Raw genomic sequence first — 20,397 nt, forward strand, 5'->3', positions numbered from 1 at the left:
CATTGGAAAACGCCAAACCCTGAAAGGCTTGAGACCATGACCATTCTTTCCCAACCCTCCGCCAGGATTGCAATTGTCCGCGCCCGCTGGCATGCCGACATCGTCGATCGCTGCGTCGATGCTTTCGTCGCGCAGTGGACGAAGCTCGGCGGCAACGCGGCTGACGTCGAGATCTTTGACGTCCCCGGTGCTCTCGAAATCCCGCTGCATGCACAGACGCTTGCCAGGACCGGCCGCTATTCCGCGATTCTCGGAACGGCCTTCGTGGTCGACGGCGGCATCTACCGCCACGACTTCGTCGCCGGCACGGTGCTCGACGGCATGATGCGCGTGCAACTCGACACTGATGTGCCGGTCCTTTCCGCCGTGCTCACGCCGCATAATTTCCAGGAAAGCGCGCCGCTGATCGCCTTCTTCCGTGATCATTTCGTCATCAAAGGCGAAGAGGCCGCCAATGCCTGCGCCCAGATCCTCGACGCCCGCGCCAAGCTGGCCTTGATCGACGCCTGAGGCTCCGTCCGAACAAACATGTCGAGGGGCACGACCGGTACCGGTCGTGCCCCATTTTTTTCCTGCAAAGCTCGAATGCCTGCTGCGTGGTCGGCGCAATTGAAAATTCCGATGCACTGCGATATCGAAACTTGACTCTAAAGCGAAAGATTATGCACTTCGTTGGGCCGTAAGGCCCAGCGAGCCAGGGATGTGACAATGACATTTCAGCCGCGCATGCAGAACAAGATCAGCGGTTTCTCTGTCGTAGGCGGACTCCACCGGCGTCATTGGAATGGTGTTGTTGCCGATGTGTGGGACGTCGAATGCATTCCTCACGCGGGCGGCTACTACGTCGCGGAAGATCCGCGCCTGTTCATCGTGCTCGACGCCAGGGGCGGAGGCAATTGCCGCGTCAAGCTCGCTTCGAACGGCAGAAGCGCCGTCCAGAACTATCATCGGCAGGCCCTCTCCTACATACCGGCCGGCGTGGAGCTCTGGACCGACGTCGTCGATATCCAGTACCTGCGGCATCTCGACCTGCACTTCAACGTCGATGCGCTCAGCCGACGTCTGATGGAAGATCTCGATCCCAGCGCGGTCGAGACGCCTCGGCTGATGTTTCAGGAGCCTCGTTTTCTCCACCTCGCAGAATTGATCGCGGCCGAATGCCTCAATCCGCAGCCGCTGCACGACCTCTACGGCGATGGACTGACGCTGGCGCTGTTCATCGACCTGATGAAGATCAACAGGCGCGAGAGCCGCAAGCGCAGCCAGTTGGCAGCCTGGCAGCTGCGCCGCGCGGTGGACTACATCGGGGAAAACATCGCCCGCAATATCCGGCTCGAAGAACTGGCAAACATTACCGGTCTGTCGCAATCGCATTTCAGCCACGCCTTCAAGGCATCGACCGGCATGGCGCCGCACCAGTGGCAGACAAACGCCCGGATCGAACGCGCCAAGGAAATGCTGATCAAGGACGACCGGTCGCTGACGACTGTGGCGGCCGAAAGTGGCTTTGCGGATCAGGCACATTTCACCCGCGTCTTCAGGAAGACGGTCGGCACGACGCCGGCGCTTTGGAAAAAGAGCCGTCTCTCCTGAAAACGGCTCCGCCGACCGCCTGGTGCAATGCGGAAATTTGCCCAGGATCGTTCAATTTTCCCGGATCCGGACAAGCCCGGTCGAAATACTTGAGATAAATACTCATCTTATTAATGGGACGACTGTCCAGGTCGCGTTCTTCGGGGGTGAAGCGCGGCAGGGCCGATTTCGGGGCAAGAGATACGATGCAGAACAATGGCAACGGGGTCCGCTTGAAGGACGTCTTGGCGGGCGGCGTGGCATTTGCGGTACTGCTGGTCGCCGGAGCGGCGCAGGCGCAGGGCGGCAGCGCCACCCAGCTTGACAAACTGGTGGTCGAAGGCGGAGCGTCGGGGAACGGCGGCGCAACAGGCCCGGTCGACGGCTACGTGGCCGAGGCAACCGCGACGGGATCGAAGACCGCGACGCCGCTGACCGAAATCCCGCAGTCGGTCTCGGTCGTCGGTCGCGAGGAACTGGACGATCGCGCCGTGGTCAACAAGGTCGATGAAGCCTTGCGCTATACGCCCGGCGTCATGGCCGCGCCCTTCGGCGTCGACGCCGATACGGACTGGTTCTACATCCGCGGCTTCGATGCGGCGCAGACCGGCGTCTTTCTCGACGGCCTCTCCCTCTTCAGTTACGCCTTCGGCAATTTCCAGATCGATCCCTTCATGCTGGAGCGGATCGAGGTGCTGAAGGGGCCTGCCTCCGTGCTCTATGGCGGCGCCAATCCGGGCGGCATCATCAATCTGATCAGCAAGCGGCCGCTCGACGAACCGCTCTACTACACGGAAATCGGCATCAACAGCGATGGCAACGCCTTCACCGGCTTTGACGTCAATGACCGGCTGACCGAAGACGGAACCGTTCGCTACCGCCTGACCGGCAAGATCGCCGGCGGCGACAATTACTCGGATTTCTCCGAAGACCTGCGGGGCTTCATCCTGCCGCAAGTAACCTATGCCCCGGACGACGCGACCAGCCTGACGGTATTCGGTCTGCTGCAAGGGCTCGACCAGGTCCATGTCGGCAACGGCTTCCTGCCCTATGTCGGAACGGTGGTCGACGCCCCATTCGGCAAGATCGACCGGAATGCCTACTTCGGCGAACCCGATATCGACGAGGGAACCTACGCCCAGCAGATGCTCGGCTATGAGTTCAAGCACGATTTCGACAATGGCTGGACCTTTAGCCAGAACGCGCGTTACGCCCACCTGCACAAGCACGAGCGGTACCCATACCCCTACGGCTATGTCGGTCCGGGCTTCGGCAATGTCGAGCCCATCGGTCCGGACTACCTTCTGAACCGCATCGGCTTCGAGGCGACATCGAAAGTCGGCAGCTTCTCGATCGACAACCGGGCGGAGACGGATTTCGATCTCGGCGCAACGAATCACACTTTCCTCGCCGGGCTCGACTACAAATACTACCGGCTCGACCATATCGGAGCGTCGGGAGGCGCTACACCGATCAGCCCCACCGATCCGGTCTATGGTGCGCCCCAGGGGCCGACGGCCGTCTATATCAACCAGATCTTCACGCAACAGCAGATCGGCATCTATGCCCAGGACCAGGTGCGCTTCGGCGACGGCTGGCTCGTAACGCTCAATGGGCGCTACGACTATGTCGACACCGACCTCAAGAACGGCGCGACAGCCTGGGCCGGAGCTTCCAACTTCAGATATGATGACGGCGCGCTCAGCGGCCGGGCCGGCCTCGCTTACGAGTTCGACAACGGCTTCACGCCCTATGTGAGTGTCGCGACCTTCTTCAACCCTCTCGTGGGTTCACGCGACTCCAACCCTGATCCTGCTGTCACGACTTTGGTGCCACTGAAGCCCGAAGAGGGCTACCAGTACGAAGCGGGGATCAAATACGAGCCGACGTTCATCGACGGGTTGTTCACCGCATCCATCTTCGAGATCACCAAGCAGAACGTCCAGGTGACTGAGCCCATCCTTGGGCTCTCCACCCAACGCGGCGAGGTGCGCTCCCGCGGGATCGAGCTTGAAGGCAAAGTCAACCTTGATGAAAACTGGAAGGTCATCTCCGCTTTCAGCTATACCGATCTCGAGATCACCGAAGACACCAATCCGTCGCAGCTCGGCAAGTCGCCCTATCTCATACCCGAAACGCAGGCTGCGCTGTGGCTCGACTACACGGTGACCAGCGGCGCCCTCGAAGGCGTGAGTCTCGGCGCCGGCGTCCGTTACCAGGGCGAATCCTGGGCCGATGCAGAAAACACGAAGAAGGTGCCAGACGCCACGCTCGTCGATGCTGCGATCCGATACGAGAAGAACGATTGGGCCGCCTCCCTCAACGTCGCCAACCTCTTCGACAAGGAATATGTCAAGGGATGCCAGGGACTCTTGACCTGCGGTTACGGCGAAAGCCGGACCTTCACGCTGAAGCTTAGCAAGACGTGGTGATCGGCTATGCCCATAACGCCGGAGCGAATTGAATCACCTCGTGAAGCGCTTGAATCGAATCTACAGGCGTCTCTCGCAAAGCCTTGATGCGACTCGGCAATTGCACGCCGAAGCAGGACCTCAATGCGCGCCCTGCCCGCCACCGAACGCGCGTTCGAGTGCACGCGCCTTATGGCGATGGCCGGCGCGTTCGTAACCGATGACGGTGATCACCGGCGCGAACATCAGGATGATAAGGCAGACCGCCATGTCGATGCCCGCCATCGCCGCCCCCACCGATGCGGCCAGCACGAGGACCGTGGCGCAGAACTGCCAGACGTGGCGACGCTCCATCGCCCTGACCAGATAGACGTACATGGCGTAGATCAAGCCTATGTAGACCGCAACGGGAACGGCGACCGTCATCACCGCCGCCACGGACGAGATATGTGCCTTATGCTCGATGTAGTAGGCAGCGACGTGCAGTCCCGCACCCGTCGCGATGATGGCGGCGAAGATCACCATGTGCCCATAGCCCCAGACGAAGGCGCGCTTGCGAAACTTGTGAAGGATTTCTGCGCTCGGGAGCGTGAAATAGATCCACCACATGCCGAAGGTCAGTCCGGTGCCGGCGATGCAGACAAGGGCGACATCGACATTCCAGCCGCTTCCCTCGACGACGGCCGTCACGGAAGCGACGGTTCCAACCACGCCTTCACCGAGTGCGATGATCGCAAGCAGGCCGTAGCGCTCGGCAATATGGTGCGCGTGCCAGGGGGTACCACCCTGCAGCGACTCCGCAATCACCGGCCCGGCCATTTCGACCAGGGTCAGCACGACGACGAACACGAAGGTGACGAGCAGGGAGAAATCGATGAAGATCAGCACGATCCAGCCGATCTGGGCGATCGAGACCGCCGCCGCATAGGTGGTGCAGGCCTTGCGGCGGAGCGGATCCTCGCGCGCCGCCCTCAGCCACTGGAACACCATGGCGACCCGCATCACGACATAACCGAGCACCATGACGCCGTTATTCAGATTTTCGCCCTTGTCGATCGACTCGAACATCGGCGGCAGCCCGATGGCGAGTATGAGCACGCCGACCATCTGCACCATCGTTACGCAGCGAAACACCCAGTCGTCGGTATCGTAGGCCGAAGCGAACCAGGAAAAATTCACCCAGGCCCAGCAGATCGCGAAGCTCGCGAAACCGAAGCCAATCAGCCCGGCCTTGAAGTGCCCCTCAGCCAGGAGATGCGCGAGCTGTGCGGCAGCAAGACTGAAGGCGATCACGAAGGTCAGGTCGAAGAGCAACTCCAACGGTGTCGCGACGCGATGTCCCTCGTGCGGATCCCGCCCGCTCATTCTGGCGACATGATGAGCAACCGAAGGCGGCTTGTGTTGCGGGATCTCGGACATCGAACGCTCCGGCTCTTCTACACCGCCGTGCGGCTTTTCAGACGCACGAAGGTCGCTGTAGCACTTTGAGTTGCTGCATCTTTCCTTAAACCGCTCCGGTTTAAGGAAAGATGCAGAAGGAAATGCGCGCATCCTCAAATATTCACCGGAAGGCAGTCAAGGCCGCAACGTCGAGACGGGAACCGAAACCAGCTCCTCGCCCCAGGCCTTACTGGCCGAGATTCCTGAGGTAGAGCGAAAGAAGCTGGGTCTGAGAGGAGATGCCGAGCTTGCGATAGACGTTGCGCCGGTGAACCTTGACGGTGCCCGTCGAGATGCCGAGCTTCAGGCCAATTGATTCCGACGAATGCCCCTGAAGCACCAGTTCGATGATCGCCGCCTCCCTTTCGGTCAGGTTCAGGTGTTGCCAGACGCCGTCGGCGGGCGGATGCGTCGCCTTCCGCCGGCCTCGCCCCGTCTTCGCCAGCGCCGCGTCGAAGCGGCGGCCGAGATCGGCCCAGTGGTGGCGTACAAGCGCCGCCACCAAGGGCTCGGCCCTCCTGAGCAAAGCAAATTCCGCTGCGCTGAAGGTGCCGGTCGCCTCGCGTCGCATCAACGAGAGGACGACAGTGATCTCACCGCTGATCGGGACGAAAAAGCCGATCTCCTCCGCAAGCCCGGTCTGGACGTAGTAGGTGCGGTAGTATTCGCTGGAGAAAAAGCGGTCCGGCGCCAGTTCCCGCATCCGCCAGACGCCGGGCTTCGGCGCGCATGCGGCGTGATAGAAGGGGTCGAGCAGATAGGGCCCGGCCTGATAGAGGCTGACGAAGAGAACGTGATCCTTCGCGTCGAAGGTGCTGTAGAGATCGATCGGGCGCTCCTTGCCGCGATAGGCGAAGACGACGACATAATCGAAGTTCATCAGGGTCGACATCAGCCGACGAAATGCGCCACCGACGGCTTGATCCTTCATCGGCACGCCGTCGACCAAGGGTGCCAGCGCCTGAAAAAGTCCATCGAGGTCGATACTCAAATCGCACTCCCCGCCCGTTTTTGCCGCTTCAGGGTATACTCCTTCCACAGGGCAATCCGGGTTGAAATACCTCTCTTGGGGTATATACCAGCGCCACCGCATTTGACTAGGCTGCTTGGCAATGACGGTGGAAGATGGGGCCAGGAGTGCCACATCCTCGAAGAACAACCGCAGGGAACAGACGTGACATCCGCTTCGACGAACGACATCGAATTCCGTTCGGTCGCCAAACGCTATGGCAGCGTGACGGCCGTCTCGGACATCAACCTCGCAGTGCCGAAAGGCGCGTTCGTGGCGCTGCTTGGCCCTTCCGGCTGCGGCAAGACTACCTGCCTGCGCATGATCGGCGGCTTCGAGCAACCGAGCGAGGGCACGGTCTATGTCGGCGGTCAGCCGATGAACGGCGTGCCCGCCTATCGCCGGCCGGTCAACATGGTGTTCCAGCAATATGCACTGTTCCCGCATCTCGATGTCGAGCAGAACGTCGCCTATGGCTTGAAGCAGATGCGCCCACGCATCGCCGCTACGGAAATCGCCCGTCGGGCACAGGAGGCGTTGGAGATGGTGCGCCTCGGCGGCTTCGGCAAGCGCCGCATCCACGAAATGTCTGGTGGCCAGCAGCAGCGCGTGGCGCTCGCCCGCGCTATCGTCAACAAGCCGAAGGTGCTGCTTCTCGACGAGCCGCTGGCCGCCCTCGACAAGAAGCTGCGGACGGCCATGCAGATCGAGCTCCAGAGCCTGCAGCGCGAACTCGGCATCACCTTCGTGTTGGTCACCCACGACCAGGAAGAGGCGCTATCGATGAGCGACCTCGTTTGTGTCATGAGCACCGGCCGTATCGTCCAGATCGGTCCGCCGCAGGAGATCTACGACCATCCAGCGAGCCTCTTCGTCGCCGACTTCGTCGGCAAGACCAACCGCATCGCCGCCACCGTCGACGCGGGCACGAATTCGATCCGGCTGGCGAACGGCGTCGGCCTTGCGAAACCCGCGAGCGCCAACGGCACACTCGGCGCGGCCATGGTTGCACTCCGCCCGGAAGCGATCAGCCTCGTCCGCGATGGCGCGGCGACGCTTCAGGGCACAGTCACCCACCGCATCTTCCTGGGCTCGTCAGTCGAATATTCCGTCGAGGTCGACGGCCTCGGCGACTTTCTGGTGACCGCCGACCGCCGGAGCCTCAACGAAAGCGATCTCGCGGAGCCCGGCGAAAGAATCGGGCTCGCCTTCGATCCCAACGCGCTTCACGTCTTCCCGGCCTGAACCGCCGGACCTGCTGCCATCACTGCACGTCAACGATAAGGGAACAGCATCATGAACAAGTGGTACAGAGAGAATGCCCCGATTACTGCCGAAAAGCTTGCCGACGAGCTGATGCGCCTGAAGCGCGGCTCGGTTACGCGCCGCCACTTCCTCGGCGTGACCGGTCTCGGCCTTGCAGCCGCCGTCTTCGCGCGCCAGCCTGGCCTCTTCAATTCCACGGCCTTCGCCGGCGACCTCGGCACGCAAATGTCGATCGCGACCTGGCCGAACTATCACGATCCCGCCACCTTCGAGGCCTTTACGGCCGCAACCGGCGTTGCCGTCGAGGTCAACGTTTTCGGCTCGAACGAGGAAATGCTGGCGAAGCTCCAGGCGGGCGGCACCGGATGGGATCTCTTCGTCCCGACGAACTACACGATCTCGACCTATGTGAAGCTCGGCCTGATCGACGAGCTCGATATGTCGAAGCTGCCGAAGTACGACGCCTCGACCGAAAACGCCCGCTTCACCAACGAGGGTATCGTCGACGGCAAGACCTATGCCGTGCCGAAGAACTGGGGCACGACCGGCATCGCAGTGAACTCCAGCAAGATCAAGACCCCGGTCACGAGCTGGAAGGAGTTCTTCGACGTGGCGATGACCGAGGCGGACGGCCGCGCCATGGTGCACGACTACCAGCTCACCACCATCGGCAATGCGCTGGTCTCGCTTGGGTTTTCCTTCAACTCCGTCAAGCCGGACGAACTCGCCAAGGCCGAGGAACTGCTGATCAAGGTGAAGCCCCACCTCTATGCGATCAACAGCGACTACCAGCCGTCGATGCGGGCGACCGACGCCTGGATGACCATGTGCTGGACCAATGACGGCGCGCAGCTCAACCGCGACATGCCGGAAATCCAATTCGTGCTCGGCAAGGACGGCGGCGAGATCTGGTCGGATTTCTACGCCATCCCGAAGAGTGCGGCCAACAAGGCCGCCGGCTACGCGCTGCTCAACTACCTGATGACGCCGGAAAACGCCGTCAAGGAGCACATTGCCAACGGCGCGCCGACGACCGACAGCCGCGTCCTGAAACTTCTGCCGGCCGACGTCACTTCGAACAAGATCGTCTATCCGGACGAGGCGGCGCTCACGCCGCTCGAATTCGGCGCCGCCGTGACGCTCACCGATCCCGGCCGCGCCGAGCTGATGGCGCGTTTCAAGTCGGCGTGATTCCGAGATTCGCCCCTCACCCTATCCCTCTCCCCGCCAGCGGGGAGAGGGGACAAGCTAGTGCCATTCGTGCCATTCGTCCCCTTCTCCTCTTCGCCATGGGCGAGAGGGAACGAAGCGGGCGCCACGAGTCACCTTCGCCCCGCTTGCGGGGAGAAGGTGGCCCGGCAGGCCGGATGAGGGCCTTCGATCTAAGTGCATTTTGACGGACCGAACTTCATGCGAGCGGCAATGAACACGAAGAGGAACCTGGTGACGGCGGCGCTGGTTGCGCCGGCGGCGGCATGGCTCTGCGTCTTTCTCGTGCTCCCCTTCATCGCCATGCTCGTCTTTGCCTTTGGCGAACGCGCGCCGGAGGGCGGGTATCAGGCCGCCTTCACCTTCGCCCAGTTCGCCAACCTGCCGACGCGGGCAGCGGCGTTCTGGAACACGCTGGTGCTTGCACCCGCCGGCGCCATGCTCTGCCTGCTGGTCGCCTATCCCGTCGCCTATTATCTCGCCGTCCGGGCGAACCCGCGCTATCGCCTCATCCTCGTTTCGCTGGTGGTCGTGCCGTTCTGGACGAGCCTGCTCGTGCGCACCTATGCCTGGATGTACATCCTCGGTTCGCGCGGCATTCCCAATCTGCTCTCGATGATCGGCATCGAGGACGTGCGGATGCTCAACACGCCCGGCGCCGTGCTGCTCGGCATCGTTTATGGCTATCTGCCGCTGATGATCATGCCGATCTATGTGAGCCTGGAAAAGCTCGACCGCCGGCTCTTGGAGGCCTCCGCCGATCTCGGCGCCAAACCGGTCTCCACCTTCTTCGGCGTCACCTTGCCGCTTTCGCTACCCGGTGTGATGACCGGCGTCGCGCTCGTCACCATCCTGCTCCTCGGCGAGTACCTGATCCCGCAGCTTCTCGGCGGCGGCAAGGTCTTCTTCATCGGCAATGCGCTTGTCGATCTCTTCCTGCAATCGCGCAATTGGCCGTTCGGCTCGGCGATCGCCGTCACCCTCGTCGCCGTCGTCGTCGTGGTGCTGATGGTGGCGATGCGGATCGCCTGGAAGGTCGCGGGCACAAGACAGGTGGACCTCGTCTGATGCGCGCCTTCATCTCCTCCGTCTATCTCTTTCTTTACGCGCCGATCGCGCTGGTCGTGCTGTTTTCCTTCAATGCCGGCCGCAATGCGAGCGAGTTCACCGGCTTCTCGACCGCCTGGTACGGCAAGGCGCTTGGCAACACGTTCCTGGTCTCGGCGCTCGAAAACAGCCTGATGATCGCCTTCACCAGCGCCGCACTCGCCGCCATCTTCGGCACCATGGCAGCACTCGGCATGGAGCGGCTCGGCATGCGTACACGCGCCGTCTTCGACGCCTTGTTCGCCGCGGCGATCGTCGTGCCGGGCGTCGTCATCGGCATCGCCACGCTGGTCGCGCTCGTCGCCGTCTTCTCCTTCGTCAATCCCGCGCTCGCGACGATCTGGCCAGGCGATCAGCCGCCGCAGCTCGGCCTCGGCTACGGCTCGATCATCGCCGCCCACGGGCTCTTCTCGATGGCGCTGGTGACGATGATCGTCAAGGCGCGGATCGCGAGCCTCGGCCGTGACATCGTCGAGGCGTCGAGCGATCTCTACGCGACGCCGCTCACCACCTTCCGCCTGATCGTGCTGCCGCAGATCCTGCCGTCGATCCTCGCCGGTTTCCTGCTCGCCTTCACCTTCTCCTTCGACGATTTCATCATCGCATTCTTCGTCGCCGGCTCGAAGACGACCCTGCCGATCTATGTCTTCGCCTCGATCCGCCGCGGCGTGACGCCGGAAATCAACGCGATCGCGACTCTGGTATTGGTCGCCTCGCTGCTCCTGATCCTGACAGCGCGCCTTCTCATGCGCGAAAAGAAAAGCAAATCCGGGGAGTGAAACAATGATCCTGAAAGACCGGGTCGCGATCGTCACCGGAGCAGGCTCTGGCATCGGTCAGGCAGGCGCTGCCATCATGGCGCGCGAAGGCGCCCATGTCGTGGTTGTCGACCGCAGCCGGAAGGCCGCGGAAGCGACCGTCGCGGCGATCGCCGGCACCGCAGGCAGCGCCGAGCCGCTGGCGATCGACGTGACCGACGACCAGGCGCTTTCCGATGGCATTGCCGACGTGCTTTACCGCCACGGCCGGATCGACATCCTGCACAATCACGCCGGTGCCCAGGTTGCCGGCGATCTCGAAGGCGTCGACGTGGCGGGCTTCGATCGCTCCTGGAGCCTCAACGTCCGCGCCCATTTCATGGCCGCCCGCCTCGTCATGCCATCGATGAAGGCGGTGGGCCGCGGCGTCATCCTCAACACCTCCTCGTCCTCCGGAGTTCTCTACGACCGCGAGATGATCGCCTACACGACGACGAAACACGCCGTCATCGCCATGACCCGCCAGATGGCCGGCGACTATGCGAAATACGGTGTGCGTGTGAATGCGCTCTGCCCCGGCTGGGTGGATACGCCCTTCAACGAACCCTTCATTGCGCAAATGGGCGGGCGCGGCGCGATCGAGGCCTATATCCGCGAGAAGGTGCCGCTCGGCCGTTGGGCGAGCGTCGACGAAATCGCCGAGTCGATCCTCTTTCTCGTCTCCGATCGGTCGTCCTACATGACCGGGCAGATTCTGGTGGTCGATGGCGGGGAGACGGTCGTCTGACACGCCATCGAGGCACCATCAGACCTTCACATGACCGATGCCCTTTGCGGCGATTTCCTCGAAGGACTCGTCGTAGCCCGCATCCGCATAGCGGATGACTCCGAGTGACGTGTCGTTAGTCAGCGCGTGGTCGAGCCGCTCGTCGGCGGCCTTCGTGCCGTCTGCAACGACCGTCACCCCGCAGCTCGTCATGTAACCGGCATAGCCGCCTCCGCCCGAATGGACGACGACGAGATCGGCCATCGAAGAACAGAGCAGCATCGCGTCGAGCAGTGGCCAGTCGGCGATCGCATCCGACCCGTCTTTCATCCGCTCGGTCATGATATTCGGATGCGCCATTGCGCCAGCGTCGAGATGGTCCCGCGAGAAGGCGACGGGCCCCTTGAGCTCGCCGCTTGCGACCAGTTGATTGACGCGCCGTGCAAGCGCCGTGCGTTCGCCGTGGCCGAGCCAGGCGATGCGCGCCGGCAGACCCTCGAAGGGAATGTGCTGCCGCGCAAGCCGGATCCAGTTGGTGATGATGCGATTGTCCGGGAACATTTCAAGGAGCAGGTCGTCGATCACGGCGATGTCGCTCGCCTCGCCGGAAAGCGCCATCCAGCGGAACGGGCCGATCGCGCGGGCAAAGAGCGGCCGCAGATAGGCCTCGGTGAAGATCGGAATATCGAAGGCGTTGGCAACACCCCCTTCCCGCGCCTGCGTGCGGATCAGGTTGCCGTTATCGAAGACTTCCGCGCCCTCTTTCTGGAAGTCGAGCATGGCCTTCACATGCTCGACGATCGAGGCGCGGCTCGCCGCCATCAGCTGCCCCTGCCCGTCTTCGCGCAGCGACCGCACCTGGTCGAGGCTCATGCCCTTCGGCACATAGCCATAAACGAGATCATGAGCCGAGGTCTGGTCGGTGACAACGTCGGGCACGATGCCGCGCCGGGCGATCTCCGGATAGATTTCCGCCGCGTTGCCAATGAGCCCTACGGACAGCGCCCGCTTCTCCTTGACCGCCGCGTCGATCATCGCGAGCGCCGCGTCGAGGTCGGGCGCGATCTCCTGAAGATAGCCGACCTGCTGGCGCTTCTTTGCCCGCTCGGGATCGATGTCGACGCAGAGGATGGCCGCACCCGCCATGCGGCCGGCGAGCGGTTGCGCGCCGCCCATGCCGCCGAGACCCGCGGTCAGCACGAAACGGCCGGAAAGATCGCCGCCGAAGCGGCGCTCGCCAATCCGCATGAAGATCTCGTAGGTGCCTTGGATCACCCCCTGGCTACCGATATATTGCCAGGCGCCCGCCGTCAGCCCGCCCCAGCAGATCAGCCCCTTGCGTTGCAGTTCGTAAAAGACCTCCGCCTTCGCCCATTGGCCGACGATGTTGCAGTTGGCCATGATGACGAGCGGTGCCTTGGCATGGGTCTTCAACAGGCCGACGGGCTTGCCGGACTGGATGACCAGCGTCTGGTCCTCGTCCATCTCGATGAGCGCCTTGACGATCGCTCGGTGTGACGGCCAGTTGCGCGCCGCCTTGCCCAGCGCCGCGTAAACGACGAGATTATCCGGGTCCTCGCCGACCGAAAGGACGTTCTCGAGCAGCCGTAGCAGCGCCTCCTGCCGCCAGCCCCTGGCGCGCAGCTCCGGCCCGCCGGGAATCGGAAAGTTCGGATGACGGGGATTGGATTTGGGCATTGTGGTCGTCCTTTGTTGCGTGGACGCAGAATTTGCCCCTCACCCTAACCCTCTCCCCGCTTGCGGGGAGAGGGGACATCGTGGCCATCGCGTCCGCCGGCACTTGCGGCAACCGGTGCGGCCGTTCCCTCTCCCCGCGAGCGGGGAGAGGGCTAGGGTGAGGGGCAAGCTGCGCCCTCCTTCATTCACTTCGGCGGCAAAGCTTCGACGAAGGCGAGCGCCGCATCCAGCAGGCGCTGGCGCAAGGCGTCGTCGCCATAGGACTCCGCGCTGGCGCGCACCCAGCCGTGCATCCGGCGCTCGCCCATCACCATCTGCACGATGCCGGGCAGCGCCAAGGCCCAATCGTCATTGCCCTTGCCAAGCCGCACCAGCATTCCATCCTCGCGGGCGCCGCAGAGCAGATTGCCGTTCACGAGAAAGGCCAGACCACCGAACATCGGCTTTTCCGAAAGCCCCGGCCGATCGCCGAGGTCTTGCCTCACCAGTTCCTCAAGCCCCGGATCGCGCGCCACATCGCCCTCCCGTCAACGCTTCCCCGCCAAGGCGTAGCGTGCAATCTCGATCCCCATCGCCTTTTCGACCGGCGGATAGACGGACGGGTCGAGCACACTGGAGGCGAGCGGGATCACCGACTTCGGCACATGCAGCACGAAGACCGTCATGCCCACCTGCAACTGCCCGACGCTCAAGGGTTCGCCTTCCGGAGACAGCGTGGTGATGACATCCGGGAAGGTTGCAAGGCGAGTGCCGTCCGGCGTTTCCACGGCCATGTATTCGTTCATCACATGGAGTATCGTTGAGTCATCGCCCTTCCCGAGCGTAACAGTGCCGATATCGAAGGCTTCCTTGGTATAGACGACGGTTTTGTCGGTGATGGTTCCCTCGGCAAGAATGGAGCCGTTGGTGGTGTTTGCGATTGCATCGATGACGGCACTGCCGCCCTTGCCTTCCGCAGCGATAATCGCCTCGCCCAGAGTCAGCGCCATGGAGATGCCGCCGAGCGCGGCATTGGCCTTGACGTAGGACGCGTGGACAGGATTGCGGCAGGAGGCGATAAAGCCGCCTGACATGTCCGCAGCGGTCCTCAGGATCGGCGACACCTTGGCCGTTGCACCCCGGACCACGAGTTCGATATAGCGGTTTTCCTCGCGGTTTCCCCCAACCGCCGTCTGGATCATCGGTTCAGGCGAACCGGCGAGACCGATCGATCCCATGTCGCCTGTCGGATGGGCGCGGATATCGCCGACGGCATCAACCACCTTGGTGCCGAGGATCGCCGAGGGCAGCCAGCCATTCAGCGTCGAGGACTTGCCGTTCTGCCCGATGATCAGGCCAGTAAGATTTTCGCCGAGCGCCTCCTGCAGCAGTTCAACCGCCTTCACGTAATCGACACCGCGCATCTCCCACGGCGTGGTGGAGGCCGGCGCGCCGATTGCAGCGGCGGTCGCCACCCAATCGTCCGGCTCCAGCTCGTTGATCGAGACCAACTCCGGCTTGCCGATCGAGACCGCCGCAAGCCCCAGCATTCGCCCGTGATCCGCCCAGCCGCCACCGCCCGCCGCGTAGACGGAGCCGCCCTTGACTGCCGCCTCGACATCCTTTTCCGTCAATATTCGGCCCATCTACGTCTTCTCCTGCAATTGTCCGTCGAGCCGGAGCACTGCCTCGAGCAGCACCGCCGCGCCAAGCGCGATATCGTCGTTTTCCGCCCATTCCTCGGGCGCATGCGACCGGCCATCGCGACAGGGAATGAAGATCATCGCGGATCTCGTTATCCGGCCCATCCAAGCCGTGTCGTGCCCGGCGCCAGAAGCCATGAGTCGATGCCGCGCGCCGACGCGCCCGCAGGCCGCTTCCAGCGTCGCGAGAACCAATGGATCGCCGGGTGTCGGGTGATTGTCGGAGATCACCTTCGGCGTGATTGTGACACCGACCTCCTCGGCGATGCGTGCGGCAAGCGCTTCGACCTCCGCGATGAACACGTCCATCTGCGGCCGCAACTCGGCGCGGGCATCGATCAAGAGCCGCGCCCGCGAGGGCACGACATTGGCGGCATTGGGCTCGATTTCGAATTCGCCGACGGTCGCGGTGAAGTGCCCCTCGCCTGCCGCATGGGCAAAGCCGAGCTTCTCGATCTCCAGCACAAGCCGCGAGGCGGCGACAAGCGCATCGCGGCGGCGCCCCATCGGGGTCGTGCCCGCATGATCCGCCTGCCCCTCGACGATGATCTCGATGCGGGTAATCCCGGAGATCGCCGTCACCACGCCGATATCCAGGCGCTCGGCCTCGAGCACCGGCCCCTGCTCGATATGCAGCTCCAGGAAGGCCTTGACGTCGGAGCGCTTGGACGAAGGCAGACGGGAAGGATCACCGCCTACTTTGACGATGCCTTGGCGGAGCGTCAGCTCGTCGTGCGCACGGCTCAGCCAGCCATCCGGAACGACCCCCGCCATGCCGCGGCTGCCGACGCAGGAAACGCCAAAGATCGACACCTCCTCGGCAAGGAAATCGACGATCTCCAGATCATGGTCGAGCTCGATACCGGCGTCAGAAAGGGATCGCGCCACTTCGAGCGCCGCCGCAACGCCGGCGATCCCGTCGAAGCGGCCGCCTTCAGGCACCGTATCGGAATGCGAGCCGAGCATGATCGTGCCGAGCGCCGGTTTGCGACCCTTGCGCCGGCCGATGAGGTTGCCGGCCGCATCGATCCTCGTATCGAGACCCGCGGCGCTGAACCGTTCTTCGAGGAAGGCGCGACCTTCGAGAAATAGCGGCGTGAAGGCGCGGCGGGTGTAGGGGTGGTCGGGCTCGGTTATGCGCTCCAGGCCCCTGACGATATCGGCGATGCGGCGCGCATCGACCGGCAGATTGGTTTGCGATGCGGTCATTGCCGCGGCTCCCGAAGCGGCAGGCTCGGCAACGGCCGCACGAAGGCACCGGTGCCCGGCTCCGCGACGACCCGACTGCCATCACAGACGAGGCGTCCGCGCAGATAGGTGGCGGAGACCCGCCACGGCAGGCGAATGCCGTTATAGGGCGACCAGCCGACGACATTGTTACCGCTTGTCGCCGCATCATAGACATAGGATTCCGGCGTCATGACGATAATATCGGCATCCTTGCCGGCTTCGAGCGCTCCCTTGCAGTGGTTGATTCGGAAATGCCGCGCGGGGTTGAGCGCCATAAGCTCAGCGGCGCGCGTCAGCGGAATGCCGCGCTCCAGCGCACCCTTGACGAACAGCGGCACCATCACCTCAAGGCCCGGCACACCGGACGCATTGGCAAGCATATCCGGATTGGTCTTGCGATCCTCCGACCAGCTCACATGATCGGTCGAAACCAGCGTCACATTGCCGTCAGCCACATGCCGCCAGAGTTTTTCAACCTCCGCGCGCGGGCGGATCGGCGGGTTGATCTTGGCCTTGCCGCCGAGGCGGCGGACGTCGTTCTCCTCGTCCAAAGTGAGATAATGAATGCAGCACTCGATCGTCGCGGCATGGCCCTGCGCCCGATAGGCAGCCGCGATTTCGTAGCCGCGGCCAAGCGAGCAATGCACCACATGCGCTGGACAGCCGGTTGCGGCACCCGTCTCATAGATCTGGTTGGTCGCAAGAAGCTCGGTCAGCGGCGGCCGCGAAAGACCGTGGGCCCGATAGTCGCTGATGCCGGCGGCCTTGACCTTATCGATCGCGGCCCGTACCGCCTCGTCATCCTCATTGTGAACGCCGGCGGTCAGTCCTGTCGGGGCGATCGCCCGGAAGCACTCCTCCAACAATCCAGCGGGAATTCGCGGGAACCGTTTCGGGTCCGTTCCAAACGTCGAGAACTTGAAGGCGGCAACACCGGCCTCCACCATCTCGCCAATCCGCAACGCCCCCTCCTCGGGATCGATGGTACCGTAGAGCGCAAAATCGACGCGGGCCTGCGGGCTCGCATGGGCGATCTTCCGTCTGACCGCTTCCGCCGAGCAGACGAGATTGCCCTCGTCAAAGGGCATGTCGACGATCGTCGTCACGCCGCCGGCGGCAGCCGAGCGTGTCGACCAGATGAAATCCTCCTGGTTCTTCTGCGACAACGAATGCACCTGGGCATCGATCGCACCGGGGAGGATCAGCGCCCTGCCGAGCTCGTGCCGTTCTCGTGCCGACGGGGCTGCTCCCTGCCCGACATGCACCACCTTGCCGTCTCGCACCGCCACATGTCCGCCTTCGACGACGCGATGCGGCAGTACGACGGTGCCCTTCAGAACGAGATCGAAGTCGGACATTGCTCTTCCCTTCCCGTTCATTTTGCCAGTTCATTTGGACAACGCGAAGAAATCGTCGAATTCCGGCATCGGCGCAGACTCGACGAAGGCGCGCAACAGGTCATGGTCGGTGAACGCCGCCTGCAGCGCTTCGATCTCCTTCGAGAGCGGCCGGTCCTTGAGATAGATCGGGCTGACCGAGCGGGTGCGATCATAGGCGAGCCTGACGACGCCTTTTGGTTCGTCGCCGACGAGATCGATGGCTTGTGCCGACAGCATCGCCTCGATCGCCGCCAGTTGCCGGAGGTCGCGAACCTGCGCCTCCATGCGTTCGACGATCAGCGGCAGGAAGGTCGCCTCTTCCTCCAGTCCGCCCGCAACGACGATCGACTGCGCAGACAAGGGTACGGCAAGCGACTGGACACGCATGTAGAGTTCGACCGCGAGCTTCATCAGCGGCCCGAGCCCGGTGGCGACCTCCCCGGGGGCAACGAGATTGACCGAGAGATTGCGCCTTCCGCCGTTCGAAAGCAGGATGCAGCGGTTCAGTACATTGCGCGCCACATGCGAAAAGGCAATCTGCGCCGCCTCGATATAGAGCGTCGTCGTCAGCGGCAGCGACGCGCCGGATGAATGCACCTGGCCGCCGAGCACCACGGGATTGTCGTCCGAGAGATAGGTTGCCTCGACAAGCCGGCCAGCGGCCACCAGCAGCGTGTCGACGACGGCGCCGAAGACCTGGGCGGTCATGCGCAGACTTAGCGGATCGTGGATCGCCGTCGGCAAGGGCCAATCCGCCATGCCCGACTGGCCGTAGAGCCAGGATCCGACGAGTGCCTCGCCGCGCGTCGAAAGCGTCGCCGCCACCAGCCAAGGATCGGCCGAGGCGCCGAGCGCGCGAGACGACATGACGCCAGTCACGAGCAGGACGCGGATCGCTGACGCCGCCTCGCGCAGGACGTCGCCCGCCGCCGCGTAGGAGATGGCGTTGACACTCAGCGCGGCGAGCGCATCGCGCGCCCGCATGACGAAGGGGGTGAGCCCCGCCTCCGTCAGCGCCGACTCCGCCGTCATCAGCTGGCCGTTGTAATAGGCCTCGCCGACGCCCGTCAGAACGGAGGCAACCTGGCCCATCAGGCCGATATCGGCGCAGCCCATCGAGCCATGACGGCGCACGGCCGGGACGATGCCCCGCTCGAGAAGCGCGACGAAGGCATCGATAAGTTCCGGGCTGCATCCCGTGTGCCCGCGCATCGCGGTGTTGACCCGGATGGCGATCGCCTTGCGGATGATCGGCGCGGCAAAGAATTCGCCAGTGCCGAAGTGATGGGCGCGCACGAGCGAAGTGTTGAATTCGGCGAGGTCGTCCGCCGTCCATAGCCGGTCCTTCATCGAGCCGACGCCGGTGTTCGAGCCATAGACCGGCAGGCCCATCGCGACGCGGTCGGCAACAACCTTGTGCGTAGCGGCCACCCGCTCCATGCCGGCATCATCCGCGACCGGTCGCGCCAGCCCGGAGCCGATCTCTTCGAGGAGCCCGAAGTCGAGCGGTTTTCCGCACAGGACGATGGTCTTGACCGATTGCAGCATGTTGAAACGAAACCTCTTTTGCGAGCATGCTATGCGCACAGTGCCGATGCGTGGTATATCCCAAATTCGGAACGAATGATGCCGAAACTCGAACAGATCGATCGGCATCGCTGGTCAAGGCGCGGGTAGGTTCGTGGATATTGCGACGATCGTCCTTGTTGACGCGACGCTGCGGGAAGGTGGCATACGACGTGCGGCGAAGCTCTGCAGGCGCCCGCCGTCGAGCGTCAGCGCCGCCGTCCGGCGCTTCGAGCAGACAATTTCAGTGCCGCTGCTTCGCCGCGAGGGCGCCATGCTCGTGCCGACGCTAGAGGCGCAGGCGCGCATCGCCGACATCGCGGAGGCGGCGGAAACCGCAACGCTTCTCGCCAGCCGCCTCGGGAGCCCTGCGCCTGGCCCGATCCCGCCCGTCAGCCTGGCGGCGCTCGACCGTTTCGTGAAGATCGCCCGCAACGGCAGCATTCGCTCGGTCGCACGGATGCTCGCCCTCGGCCAACCCCAACTGACCCGCCAGATGGCGGACCTCGAACGCCACCTCGGATATCCACTGTTCGAGCGCGCCCATCACGGGGTGGTCTGTACAGAAGAAGCGCTTGCCGCCATCCCTCTTGCGGAAAAACTGCTTCAATGCTGGGGACGCCTGACGCGCGCGTCGGACGACCGTTTTCGCCGCGACGCGACGACATGGCGTCTCGGTGCGGTGATGCCGCTCGGCCCCGAGAGCGAGATCGCGCGCATGCTGGCGGCGCTGACGGCCGCCTGGCATGCTTCCCGCCCCCGTCAGCACCTGTTCATTTCAAGCACCACGGCGGACGAACTCATCGCCGGGCTGAAGAGCCGGCGCTTTGACGCCGCACTCCTCGACGTCGCCGACTTCCCCAGCGAATTCGATGGCCGGCTCGTATCGGAAACGCCACTGGCGCTCGCTGGCGCCGCGGCGATACTTTCCGAAATGGACGGCGACTTCGCGCGCCTGCTGTGCGCCTCCCCGATCGCAATGCCGAGTGCCAAGAGCGGACTGAGGCGCGAGGCGACGCGTTTTCTGGAAGATACGCTGAGCGAAAGCGAGCGGCGGCGCCTGACCCTGATCGATGTAGACTCGATCCCTGTGATCATCAATCTCGTCAGCCACCATGGCTACCTCTCGATATTGCCGGAAAGCTCGCTCTCCCGAGTCCATCGCCCGCCCGCGATGATCCGCCTCGCGCCCCGATACAAACAATCCCTCACCCTCGTCTGGCCCAGAAAGGCGCTTTGGGCCCAGGCTGGCGAAGCCATCTTCCGGATGATGAAGACGGGCACGGCGCGGACCTGAATCGTCT

At 63.5% G+C, this 20,397-nt stretch carries 17 protein-coding genes; 9 read left to right on the forward strand and 8 right to left on the reverse strand.

Annotated elements, in window-relative coordinates; genetic code table 11:
- Positions 1-36: 36 nt before the first annotated feature.
- The 3 genes from QA637_RS11165 to QA637_RS11175 all read left to right on the forward strand — a co-directional run bounded on the left by QA637_RS11165 (position 37) and on the right by QA637_RS11175 (position 4,004).
- Positions 37-510, forward strand: coding sequence for a 6,7-dimethyl-8-ribityllumazine synthase (locus QA637_RS11165; RefSeq protein WP_283061461.1), 474 nt, complete (start codon positions 37-39; stop codon positions 508-510).
- A gap of 198 nt (positions 511-708) precedes the next feature.
- Complete coding sequence (locus QA637_RS11170) at positions 709-1,593, forward strand: helix-turn-helix domain-containing protein (RefSeq protein WP_153436359.1); 885 nt, start codon at positions 709-711, stop codon at positions 1,591-1,593.
- 185 nt (positions 1,594-1,778) lie between these two features.
- The gene (locus QA637_RS11175) at positions 1,779-4,004 is read left to right on the forward strand and encodes a TonB-dependent siderophore receptor (RefSeq protein ID WP_153436358.1); all 2,226 of its coding nucleotides are present in this window, start codon (positions 1,779-1,781) and stop codon (positions 4,002-4,004) included.
- 120 nt (positions 4,005-4,124) lie between these two features.
- Here the strand turns inward: QA637_RS11175 and QA637_RS11180 are convergent, their stop codons facing one another.
- Both QA637_RS11180 and QA637_RS11185 read right to left on the reverse strand, forming a co-directional pair.
- On the reverse strand, positions 4,125-5,402 hold the full coding sequence (locus QA637_RS11180) for a low temperature requirement protein A (RefSeq protein ID WP_234886727.1): 1,278 nt from the start codon (positions 5,400-5,402) through the stop codon (positions 4,125-4,127).
- 208 nt (positions 5,403-5,610) lie between these two features.
- Positions 5,611-6,414 carry a helix-turn-helix transcriptional regulator gene (locus QA637_RS11185; RefSeq protein WP_153436357.1) on the reverse strand — a complete coding sequence of 268 codons (804 nt, stop codon included), beginning with the start codon at positions 6,412-6,414 and terminating at the stop codon, positions 5,611-5,613.
- Positions 6,415-6,597: 183 nt separating this feature from the next.
- Here QA637_RS11185 and QA637_RS11190 point away from each other — a divergent pair, with 183 nt between their 5' ends.
- The 5 genes from QA637_RS11190 (at position 6,598) to QA637_RS11210 (ending at position 11,559) form a co-directional block, all read left to right on the forward strand.
- On the forward strand, positions 6,598-7,677 hold the full coding sequence (locus QA637_RS11190) for an ABC transporter ATP-binding protein (protein WP_184108540.1): 1,080 nt from the start codon (positions 6,598-6,600) through the stop codon (positions 7,675-7,677).
- Positions 7,678-7,728: 51 nt separating this feature from the next.
- Complete coding sequence (locus tag QA637_RS11195) at positions 7,729-8,889, forward strand: polyamine ABC transporter substrate-binding protein (RefSeq protein ID WP_153436356.1); 1,161 nt, start codon at positions 7,729-7,731, stop codon at positions 8,887-8,889.
- A gap of 219 nt (positions 8,890-9,108) precedes the next feature.
- The gene (locus QA637_RS11200) at positions 9,109-9,975 is read left to right on the forward strand and encodes an ABC transporter permease (protein ID WP_153436355.1); all 867 of its coding nucleotides are present in this window, start codon (positions 9,109-9,111) and stop codon (positions 9,973-9,975) included.
- A complete protein-coding gene (locus QA637_RS11205; RefSeq protein ID WP_153436354.1) occupies positions 9,975-10,793 on the forward strand; it encodes an ABC transporter permease in 819 nt (272 codons plus the stop codon). The genes QA637_RS11200 and QA637_RS11205 overlap by 1 nt, the downstream gene beginning before the upstream one ends.
- Before the next feature lie 4 nt (positions 10,794-10,797).
- Positions 10,798-11,559: an SDR family NAD(P)-dependent oxidoreductase gene (locus QA637_RS11210; protein WP_153436353.1), complete on the forward strand. Its 762-nt coding sequence runs from the start codon at positions 10,798-10,800 to the stop codon at positions 11,557-11,559.
- An 18-nt stretch (positions 11,560-11,577) separates the two neighbouring features.
- Here the strand turns inward: QA637_RS11210 and ertB are convergent, their stop codons facing one another.
- From ertB to QA637_RS11240, 6 genes are all read right to left on the reverse strand, one after another.
- Positions 11,578-13,236, reverse strand: coding sequence for a thiourocanate hydratase (gene ertB / locus QA637_RS11215; RefSeq protein WP_153436352.1), 1,659 nt, complete (start codon positions 13,234-13,236; stop codon positions 11,578-11,580).
- 185 nt (positions 13,237-13,421) lie between these two features.
- Positions 13,422-13,751, reverse strand: coding sequence for a TfoX/Sxy family protein (locus QA637_RS11220; protein WP_184108539.1), 330 nt, complete (start codon positions 13,749-13,751; stop codon positions 13,422-13,424).
- 12 nt (positions 13,752-13,763) lie between these two features.
- The gene (gene ertC / locus QA637_RS11225; RefSeq protein ID WP_283061465.1) at positions 13,764-14,861 is read right to left on the reverse strand and encodes a thiohydantoin desulfurase; all 1,098 of its coding nucleotides are present in this window, start codon (positions 14,859-14,861) and stop codon (positions 13,764-13,766) included.
- On the reverse strand, positions 14,862-16,127 hold the full coding sequence (locus QA637_RS11230) for a Zn-dependent hydrolase (RefSeq protein ID WP_153436350.1): 1,266 nt from the start codon (positions 16,125-16,127) through the stop codon (positions 14,862-14,864).
- Entirely contained in the window at positions 16,124-17,506 is a 1,383-nt protein-coding gene (locus tag QA637_RS11235; protein WP_153436349.1) for a hydantoin-5-propionate amidohydrolase, read from the reverse strand. Before QA637_RS11235 ends, QA637_RS11230 begins: the two co-directional genes overlap by 4 nt.
- A 30-nt stretch (positions 17,507-17,536) precedes the next feature.
- A complete protein-coding gene (locus tag QA637_RS11240) occupies positions 17,537-19,075 on the reverse strand; it encodes an aromatic amino acid lyase (protein WP_153436348.1) in 1,539 nt (512 codons plus the stop codon).
- A 133-nt stretch (positions 19,076-19,208) separates the two neighbouring features.
- Between QA637_RS11240 and QA637_RS11245 the strand changes: the two genes are divergently transcribed.
- Positions 19,209-20,390, forward strand: a complete 1,182-nt coding sequence (locus tag QA637_RS11245) for a LysR family transcriptional regulator (protein ID WP_153436347.1) — start codon at positions 19,209-19,211, stop codon at positions 20,388-20,390.
- Positions 20,391-20,397 lie beyond the last annotated feature (7 nt).

Source organism: Sinorhizobium terangae (assembly GCF_029714365.1).
Classification (GTDB): Bacteria; Pseudomonadota; Alphaproteobacteria; order Rhizobiales; family Rhizobiaceae; genus Sinorhizobium; species Sinorhizobium terangae.